This window comes from Hyphomonas sp. (assembly GCF_040882205.1).
In the GTDB taxonomy this organism is placed as follows: Bacteria; Pseudomonadota; Alphaproteobacteria; order Caulobacterales; family Hyphomonadaceae; genus Hyphomonas.
In genome coordinates this window covers 1-7,892 of sequence record NZ_JBBEBT010000034.1, presented here as the reverse complement: position 1 = coordinate 7,892, position 7,892 = coordinate 1, and the positions used below count along the sequence as shown (strand labels likewise).

Annotated in this window: 10 protein-coding genes; 2 read left to right on the top strand and 8 right to left on the bottom strand. The window is 64.8% G+C overall.

Annotated elements, in window-relative coordinates:
- Window positions 1-168: 168 nt before the first annotated feature.
- The 3 genes from WEA77_RS01945 to petA are packed head-to-tail and all read right to left on the bottom strand — an operon-like array spanning window position 169 to window position 3,197.
- Window positions 169-1,131 (bottom strand): cytochrome c1, encoded by a 963-nt coding sequence (locus WEA77_RS01945; protein ID WP_368066190.1) that lies wholly within the window; start codon window positions 1,129-1,131, stop codon window positions 169-171.
- Between the two features lie 20 nt (window positions 1,132-1,151).
- The gene (locus WEA77_RS01940) at window positions 1,152-2,615 is read right to left on the bottom strand and encodes a cytochrome bc complex cytochrome b subunit (protein ID WP_368066189.1); all 1,464 of its coding nucleotides are present in this window, start codon (window positions 2,613-2,615) and stop codon (window positions 1,152-1,154) included.
- Window positions 2,616-2,630: 15 nt separating this feature from the next.
- Window positions 2,631-3,197 (bottom strand): ubiquinol-cytochrome c reductase iron-sulfur subunit, encoded by a 567-nt coding sequence (gene petA, locus WEA77_RS01935; RefSeq protein ID WP_368066188.1) that lies wholly within the window; start codon window positions 3,195-3,197, stop codon window positions 2,631-2,633.
- Window positions 3,198-3,403: 206 nt separating this feature from the next.
- Here petA and hemF point away from each other — a divergent pair, with 206 nt between their 5' ends.
- The gene (gene hemF, locus WEA77_RS01930) at window positions 3,404-4,294 is read left to right on the top strand and encodes an oxygen-dependent coproporphyrinogen oxidase (RefSeq protein ID WP_368066187.1); all 891 of its coding nucleotides are present in this window, start codon (window positions 3,404-3,406) and stop codon (window positions 4,292-4,294) included.
- A gap of 49 nt (window positions 4,295-4,343) precedes the next feature.
- On the opposite strand, the gene WEA77_RS01925 is transcribed toward hemF, so the two are convergent.
- Window positions 4,344-4,730, bottom strand: coding sequence for a type II toxin-antitoxin system death-on-curing family toxin (locus WEA77_RS01925; protein ID WP_368066186.1), 387 nt, complete (start codon window positions 4,728-4,730; stop codon window positions 4,344-4,346).
- Window positions 4,727-4,951, bottom strand: a complete 225-nt coding sequence (locus WEA77_RS01920) for an AbrB/MazE/SpoVT family DNA-binding domain-containing protein (RefSeq protein ID WP_368066185.1) — start codon at window positions 4,949-4,951, stop codon at window positions 4,727-4,729. The genes WEA77_RS01925 and WEA77_RS01920 overlap by 4 nt, the downstream gene beginning before the upstream one ends.
- A gap of 162 nt (window positions 4,952-5,113) precedes the next feature.
- Between WEA77_RS01920 and WEA77_RS01915 the strand changes: the two genes are divergently transcribed.
- Complete coding sequence (locus WEA77_RS01915) at window positions 5,114-5,611, top strand: TspO/MBR family protein (protein ID WP_368066184.1); 498 nt, start codon at window positions 5,114-5,116, stop codon at window positions 5,609-5,611.
- On the opposite strand, the gene WEA77_RS01910 is transcribed toward WEA77_RS01915, so the two are convergent.
- From WEA77_RS01910 to WEA77_RS01900, 3 genes are all read right to left on the bottom strand, one after another.
- Window positions 5,595-6,809, bottom strand: coding sequence for a CCA tRNA nucleotidyltransferase (locus WEA77_RS01910; RefSeq protein WP_368066183.1), 1,215 nt, complete (start codon window positions 6,807-6,809; stop codon window positions 5,595-5,597). The two genes, WEA77_RS01915 and WEA77_RS01910, sit on opposite strands and share 17 nt — an antisense overlap.
- On the bottom strand, window positions 6,796-7,125 hold the full coding sequence (locus WEA77_RS01905; RefSeq protein WP_368066182.1) for a DUF6111 family protein: 330 nt from the start codon (window positions 7,123-7,125) through the stop codon (window positions 6,796-6,798). The genes WEA77_RS01910 and WEA77_RS01905 overlap by 14 nt, the downstream gene beginning before the upstream one ends.
- A gap of 84 nt (window positions 7,126-7,209) precedes the next feature.
- Entirely contained in the window at window positions 7,210-7,833 is a 624-nt protein-coding gene (locus WEA77_RS01900; RefSeq protein WP_368066181.1) for a CoA pyrophosphatase, read from the bottom strand.
- Window positions 7,834-7,892 lie beyond the last annotated feature (59 nt).

Here is a 7,892-nt window from a genome sequence, read left to right as displayed (position 1 = left end):
GCGCCCGGCAATCTGCGCCGCAGCCGTTTCAGGCGTTTCGCAGAAGACGGCGGATTCAGCCGATACCCGGCCGGTCCAGATGCGGCGCATGAGGGCCTCAATGAGAAAACCATCCGCCGGGGCCGCCCGGCGGATGGTTGTTTCAGTCTTCAGGCTGTGCGCCAGAGCCTAGTGCTCCACTTTCCGCCAGATGCGCTTGTAGGAGAACCAGAGCAGGATCGTCAGGATACCGAGATAGACCATCGTTGCGAGGCCGACTTCCTTGCGGGGCTGCAGTTTCGGATCACCGGCCCAGGCGAGGAATTGCGCCACGTCCTTGGCCATCTGGTCAACTGTGGCTTCGGCGCCGTCGGTATACTCGACGCGGCCATCCGTCAGCTGCGGACCCATGGCGAGGAAACCGCCGGGCGGAGCATGACGCGGGTCGCCCAGATAGTTCGGCTTGGTGTCGCCGGCCATATAGGGGTTGTAGTACTGGCCCGCCGGCTGGACGAGATAAGCCGGGCCATGATGCGGCATGTCATCGCCGAGCTTCTCGAACTTCGCCATGTCAATGACGGTCGTGTAGACGGTTTCGCCGTTCTCTTCGGTGATCCGGTCTTCGTACATCGAGAAATCCGGATAGCCGGTGAGCAGGCTGTAGACATAGGACGCGCCGCCGACGCGGGCCTTTGAGATGACCGACAGGTCCGGCGGCAGGGCGCCGCCATTGGCCGCGCGGGCGGCGGCATCGTTCGGGAAGGGTGAGCGGAACCGGTCAGCCGGGGTGGCCGGGCGAAGGTCGAACTCGCCGGTATCGTTCGGCGTCGGGCTGATGATCTCGTTCTGGGCGGCGAGCGCCTTGACGAACGGGTTGTCGTTCGGGTTCGGGAAGGCCTCATCATAGAACGGGCCACCCTTTTCACCAAGGTTGCGGTAGCTGAGCAGCTTCATGCCGTGGCAGCTGGAGCAGACTTCCTTGTAGACTTGGTAGCCGCGCTGGACGGACGCCTTGTCATACTGGCCGGTGGCGCCTTCGAAGGGCCAGCCGCCTTCGGGAGCGTGGGCGTGCTTCGAACCGCCAGCGGCATGGGCGAGCCCTGCGATGGCCAGACCGGCAAGACCGGCTGCGAGGATGCGGAAGGTTTTCATCGTCTCTCTCCTCACCTGGCTCATTCAGCCGGAATGGCAGTGCCGGACTTCGGCTTGTGGGCCCTCAGCGCCGATTTGTGGATCGACTCCGGCAGCGGCTTGGTCTTCTCGCCGAGGCCGATGAAGAACAGCATGATGAAGTAGCCGAAGTACATGACCGTCAGGATCAGCGACAGATGACGGAACGCGAAAGTCGGTGCCGGGACGGCGCTGAGGCTTGCGCCCGCCGATACCGGCAGGGTGGCCATGAAGGCCTCGGCCGCCTCGAAGGCTTCGTCGCCGCCCCTGTAGGTGGACGATGCGAGGCCGCCGGCCGCGTCGTTATAACTGACGACGAGGCTTGCTTCGCCCTGCAGCGCCGGGATCACGGCGTCATCCGGGTTGGCCGCGCCGCACCAGCCGAGCAGGAGGCAAACCACCACGAAGCCCAGGAAGAACTGGCGGGCCACCGGGCGGTAACGCATCGACTTGACCTTCGAGGTGTCGAGCCATGGCAGCACGAACAACACGGCAATGGCAGCGAACATGAAGATCACGCCCAGCAGTTTCGCATCGATGGGGCCGAGGTCGAAGGTGATGGCGCGCAGAATGGCGTAGAACGGCAAGAGGTACCATTCCGGCACGATATGCGCCGGCGTCACCAGAGGATTTGCTTCGACATAGTTGTCGGCATGGCCCAGCACGTTCGGCGCATAGAAGACGAAGAAGGCGAACATGATCAGGAAGACCGCGATCGCAAAGCCGTCCTTCACGGTATAATAGGGGTGGAAGGGCACGGTGTCCTTCTCGACATCCTGCACTTCCACGCCGGTCGGGTTGTTGTTGCCCGGCACGTGCAGCGCCCAGATGTGGAGGATCACCACGGCGGCGATCATGAAGGGCAGGAGGTAGTGCAGCGAGAAGAAGCGCTGGAGCGTCTGGTTGCCGATCGACGGGCCGCCCATGAGCCAGGTCTGCAGGCCTTCGCCGACAAGCGGGATGGCGCCGAACAGGCCGGTGATCACGTTGGAGCCGTGATACGACATCTGGCCCCAGGGCAGCATATAACCAAGGAAGGCCGTCGCCATCATCAGCAGGTAGATCACGCAGCCCAGGATCCACAGCACTTCGCGCGGAGCCTTGTAGGACCCGTAATAGAGACCTCTGAACATGTGCATGTAGACGGCGAGGAAGAACATAGAGGCGCCGTTGGCGTGGATGTAGCGCAGGAGCCAGCCGAAGGGCACGTCGCGCATGATCCGCTCGACCGAAGCGAAGGCGCCATCGACGCTGGCTTCGTAGTGCATCGCCAGGATGACGCCGGTGACGATCTGGATGACGAGGCAAACCGCGAGGATGCCGCCGAAGACGTACCAGTAGTTCAGGTTCTTCGGCGTCGGAAAGCTGATCGCCGTGTCATTGGCAAACCGGATGATCGGCAGGCGCTTGTCGAGCCAGCGCTCGAAGGCCGAGTTCGGTGTGTAGGAGGATTCATGACCGCTCATCTAAATGTGTCCTTCTCAGAGGGAGATGTTGACGACCGAGTCAGAGACCCAGCGATAATTAGGGACGGGCAGGTTGGCCGGCGCGGGACCTTTGCGGATGCGGCCGGACGTATCGTAGTGCGAACCGTGGCACGGGCAGTACCAGCCGCCGAAGTCGCCGGTATTGCCCTGCGAGGGGCCGACCGGCACGCAGCCGAGGTGGGTGCACGAGCCAGACGTCACGAGGATCGTCTTGTTGAAGGTGCCATCCGCCTTGGCGCGCAGGCGCGAGCCGTCAGTTTCAGGATCCGGCAGGACCGCGAGGTTGACCGATTCGGCAGCCGAGATTTCGCTCTCTGTGCGGTGGCGGATGAAGAAGGGCTTGCCGCCGATCAGCACGCGGATCTCGCCGCCCAGCTGGACTTTCGAGACATCGACGTCCAGCGAGGAGGCGGCCTTGGTATCGGCGGCGGGGCTCCACTGATCGATAGCGGCCCAGGCAAACATGCCAACACCGCCCAGCGCCACGGCGCCGGTTGCGATGTGAATGAAGTTGCGGCGGTCGTCATCGACCGTTTCGGTATGAGTGGTCTCAGCGGTCACGCACGGCTCCGTTCCCTGATGTCGAGGCGAATTTCGCCTGTCTTTACTAGAGGTGCCTTCCCGGCACATTGCGGCAAGTAGGCGCGGGCGCGGCAATTGTGCTCACGCAAGGCTCCTTGCCGGACGCGCGTTAGCGCGCCCTGAGGATTGTGACAACACACCTCTTGCGAGACAGGCGCCCGGCGGTCCAGTGTCGCGCCATGACAATGACCACCAAAACACCGCCGCTGACTGAGTGGCAGACCCGGGCCAGCACCTGGTTCAAATCGCTGCAGCAAGATATCTGTGCCCGCTTCGAAGCGCTCGAGGCCGCCGCTACCCCGCCGCTCTACCGCGGCGAGGCGGGGCGATTCGAGTTGAAGGACTGGTTGCGCGGCGATGGCAGCGAGGACCTTGGCGGCGGCCGGATGGGCCTGATGCGCGGCAAGGTGTTCGAAAAGGTGGGCGTGCATTTCTCGCAGGTCCACGGCACCTTCTCCGAAGCCTTCGCGGCGCAGATCCCAGGCGCCGACAAATCAGGCGGGCGTTTCTGGGCGAGCGGCGTGTCCCTGATCGCGCATCCGCGCAATCCGCGCGTGCCGGCGGCGCACATGAACACGCGGATGCTGGTGACGAGCGAGACATGGTTCGGCGGCGGCGGCGATCTAAATCCCCTGCTCGGCTACCAGCGCAATCAGCACTACCCGGACACGGTGGATTTCCATGCCGCGATGAAGGCGGCCTGCGACACACATGACGGCGTCGATTACCAGCACCTGAAAGACTATTGCGAAACCTACTTCCACCTGCCGCACCGCAACGAGCCGCGCGGCACCGGCGGCATCTTCTATGACCGGTTCAACACCGGCGACTGGGAGAAGGACTTCGCCTTCACGCAGGAAGTCGGCCGGCAGTTCGCGAACATCTACCCCGCCCTCGTCGCGCGCCGGATGAACGAGCCATGGAGCGAGGCCGAGCGCGAGCAGCAGCTGATCCAGCGCGGGCGTTATGTGGAATACAACCTGCTCTACGACCGGGGCACGACCTTCGGCCTGAAGACCGGCGGCAATATCGAGAGCATCCTCTCGTCGATGCCGCCCTTGGTGAAATGGCCCTGAAAAACCGTCCATAAACGGCCGACACGGGCGTGTGGAGAGTCCACTGGGATCAGACGGCAATGCAGCTGCGCCGGAGCCAGTCTGCGTAGACCTTTTCATCAATCTCTCTGGCAGCAAGTTGCAGCGTGAAGGCAAGACGTTCCGCCATCGGCGCAGCCATTTTCCAGCCGTTGGCTTCGAGGAAGAGCAGCGCAGACAGGAATCCGATGCGCTTGTTGCCATCGAGGAACGGATGGTTGCGGATCAGGCCCGCGGCGGAGAGGGCGCCGAGCGTGAAGATATGTTCTTCACCGTAAGACCACGCATTGAGCGGCCGGACGGTGGCGCTTTGCAGAAGGCCGTTATCGCGGGTGCCGGGCAGCCCGCCATGAAGTTCGATCTGGCGGTCATGAAGGCGGATTATCAGGTCGAGCGGCAGCCAGATCGGCTGGCTCATTTGGCAAGCGCCCGGAGAACTTCGCGGTTCTCATCCATGATCCGCTCGGCCATCTGCATCAGACGATCGACTTCTTCATCCGACACGGAAAGCGTCACGCCTGTCGGGGTTGGCACGACATCCAGCGTATCGCCCTCTTTCACCTTCAGCTGTTCGAGCACATCCTTTGGCAGCACGACGCCAAGGAAATTGCCGATCTTGCGGATCTTGAGACGGGTCATGGCGGGGCTCCTGTAGCTACGCGTGTTATAACGTGGGCAGGGCGGTATTGGAAGACAAGCCCGGCCCGGCCTGGCCAAAGCCTGCGCAGCCAGGGCTTTCCGGACGCCGTTTCGTTGGTGCATGGCTTTGATCCGGCGGCCGGGAAGGCGTATCGTGCCCGGATGGGGACGACATGGCGGACATTCGACTGGCCGGGCGCTGCGCTGGTGGCGGCGGCGACGCTGGGCGCGCTTGCGCTCGGCGCCTTCCTCAGCCCCGGCAGCGATGACCCCTGGTATGGCGCCCTGCGCAAGGCGCCGCTGAACCCACCGGACGCGGCCTTCGCCGTCATCTGGCCGGTATTGTTCCTGCTGATGCTCGCCGGCGCGCTGCTGGTGTTGCAAGAGGCGGGCAACTTCAAGCGTGCAAGCGCTGCGATGGGCCTCTACTTCACTATGCTGGCGGCAAATGTCTGCTGGAGCCTCTTTTTCTTCGGCTTCAGCGATCCCGGCATCGCGCTGGGCGTGCTGGCGGCGCTCTGGCTGCTGATTGCGACGATGATACTGCGCTTTGCGATCCACTCGCCGCGCGCGGCGCTGCTGCAGGTGCCCTATCTCTTATGGGTGACCTTTGCGGCCTACCTCAACATCTCGGTACTTGTGCTCAATCCGGCGCCCTGAGGCGCCCAAGCAACGCAGAGCGGGTGAGGCTGAAGCCGGAGACGATCCAGACTTCTTCCAGAGCGGAGAGCCGGGCGCCGATGTCCGGACCCCTGAGGCCGGCGGCGAGCGCGTCATTGCCGCCGAGCGGGAATCTCGGGCGCTGCCAGCCGGACGCATCTGCCGCCAGCGCCGCGAGATCGCCTAAAGCGCCGGATGCGGCCTCGAGCGCGGCGCGGTCCAGCACGGCCGACGGGGTAAACCGGTAGAAGGCCTCATGGCGCGCAGCCTGGTTTTCCGTAAGGACATGCAGCAGCGCAGGGTGCGCCCAGGCCTGCAGGCGCGCCGCCTCCTCGCCTGAAAACTTCAGCCGCGCGGCGGCGGCGCCCACATCGCTAAGGCGGCGCGGGATGAGCGCCATCAGGCGGCGGATCGCATCGGCGGCAAGGCCCGCTTCGGCTTCGGCGGCGACGAGACCTGGCAGCAGCGGGGAACTTGCGCCCGGCAGGACAGTGTCCAGCACGCCCGCCTCTTCCATCGCGCGCATCGCGGGCGATGGATCCGGCGCCGCGAGCGTGCGTTTCAGTTCCTTCCAGATCCGCTCCGACGCGATCTTCGCGAGCCCGTCCTTCTGGCGCACGCAGGCGGCCTGACCTTCGGCATCGATCCCGGCGCCGTACCAGGCATTGAACCGGTAGAAGCGCAGGATGCGGAGATAATCCTCGCGCAGGCGCTGGTCGCCGTCGCCGATGAAAATCACGCGGCCGGCGATGGCATCTTCAATCGAACCGGGGATCACTTCGAGCAGCTTGCCGCCAGCATCCGCATAGATGGCATTGAGGCGGAAATCGCGGCGGGCGGCGTCTTCGGCCCAGTCTTCGGTGAAGGCGACGACAGCCCGGCGGCCATCGGTTTCGACGTCCCGGCGCAGCGTGGTGATCTCGACCGGCACACTTTCGTGAACGGCAGTGACCGTGCCGTGTTCGATGCCCGTTGGCACGGCGCGCACACCGGCCGCCTTGAGCGCCGCAACCACGGCTTCCGGCGTCAGCTGCGTGGCGATGTCGATATCGTCGGACGGCGCGCCGCGCAGCGAATTGCGCACACAGCCCCCAACGAAACGGGCGCTGCCGGGTCGTGCGGCGTTGAGCGCCTCCATCACGGCGCGGCTGGCCGGGGCCGTAAGCCAGGCGGCTTTGAGTGTGTCAGGCCGGGTCATCGGCGGGCGGCGCTTCGCGCGGGCGGGGAACGCCGACATCCTGGGGCCGGTGCTCGCACGGATAAGAGCGGGCGGGGATCACCTGGCCGTCCACGACGCGCGCCGGCTCGATACACATGCCGCGGCTGCGCGGCTCCAGCGCGATCATCGCAAACCAGGCGACGGTGGCAAGGCCAATGCCGATCAGGAACAGCATCTGGATCGGCCATTTGCGCTGGCCGGCATCCACCGCCGAGCGCGTGGCCAGCAGGTAGAGGCCGAACACGAGGAAGGGCAGCGAGAAGACGAAGAGTTCGAAGAGCAGGCGTCCAGCCAAGTCGGCGCTTCCTTTTCACGGACAGGTTACAGAGCATACATAGGCGGCGCGCAGGTCTTCAGGAACCCTGAAAGCGCTGCAGGATCAATCGCTTTCGTAAAGCGTCTGGTAGAGGCGGCGGATGATGCCGGCGGTGACGCCCCAGATCCGGTAGCCGTTATGGGGCATCTCGTAATAAGTGCGGTTCTGGCCCTTGTAGAAGGCTTGGCCGGTGGTGTGGTTGGCGGTGTTCATCAGGAAGTCGAGCGGTGTCTCGAACACAGCGGCGACTTCGCCCGGCTCCGGCACCGGCACGAAATCATGCGGGAGCAGGCCGACGACCGGCGTGATGCGATAGCGCGTGCCGGTGATATAGGGCGCGCCCTTGCCGAGGACGTCGACATCCTTCGGGGCGATACCGACTTCCTCATGCGCCTCGCGCAGGGCGGCGGCGACCTCGTCGAGATCGAGCGGGTCAACCTTTCCGCCCGGCAGCGCTACCTGTCCGGCATGGTCGGCCATCGTGTCAGGGCGCAGGGTGAGCAGGGCTGTGGCCCCCCCGCGGCGCGGGATGACGCCGAACAGCACAGCGGCCGGGCGGATGATCGCAACTTCCTCAGGAGTGAGGAAATCCATGTCCCCGAACTCCTCCAGCCGGGACAGGCCGACCGGCGGGTCGAGGCGCGCGTTCACGCGGTCGATGAAATCGTCGAGGTTTGTCCAGACCATGGGTGCGCCTCAGGCCGAGGGGCGGAGGGCGAAGAATTCACCCCGGCTCCAGACCCCGA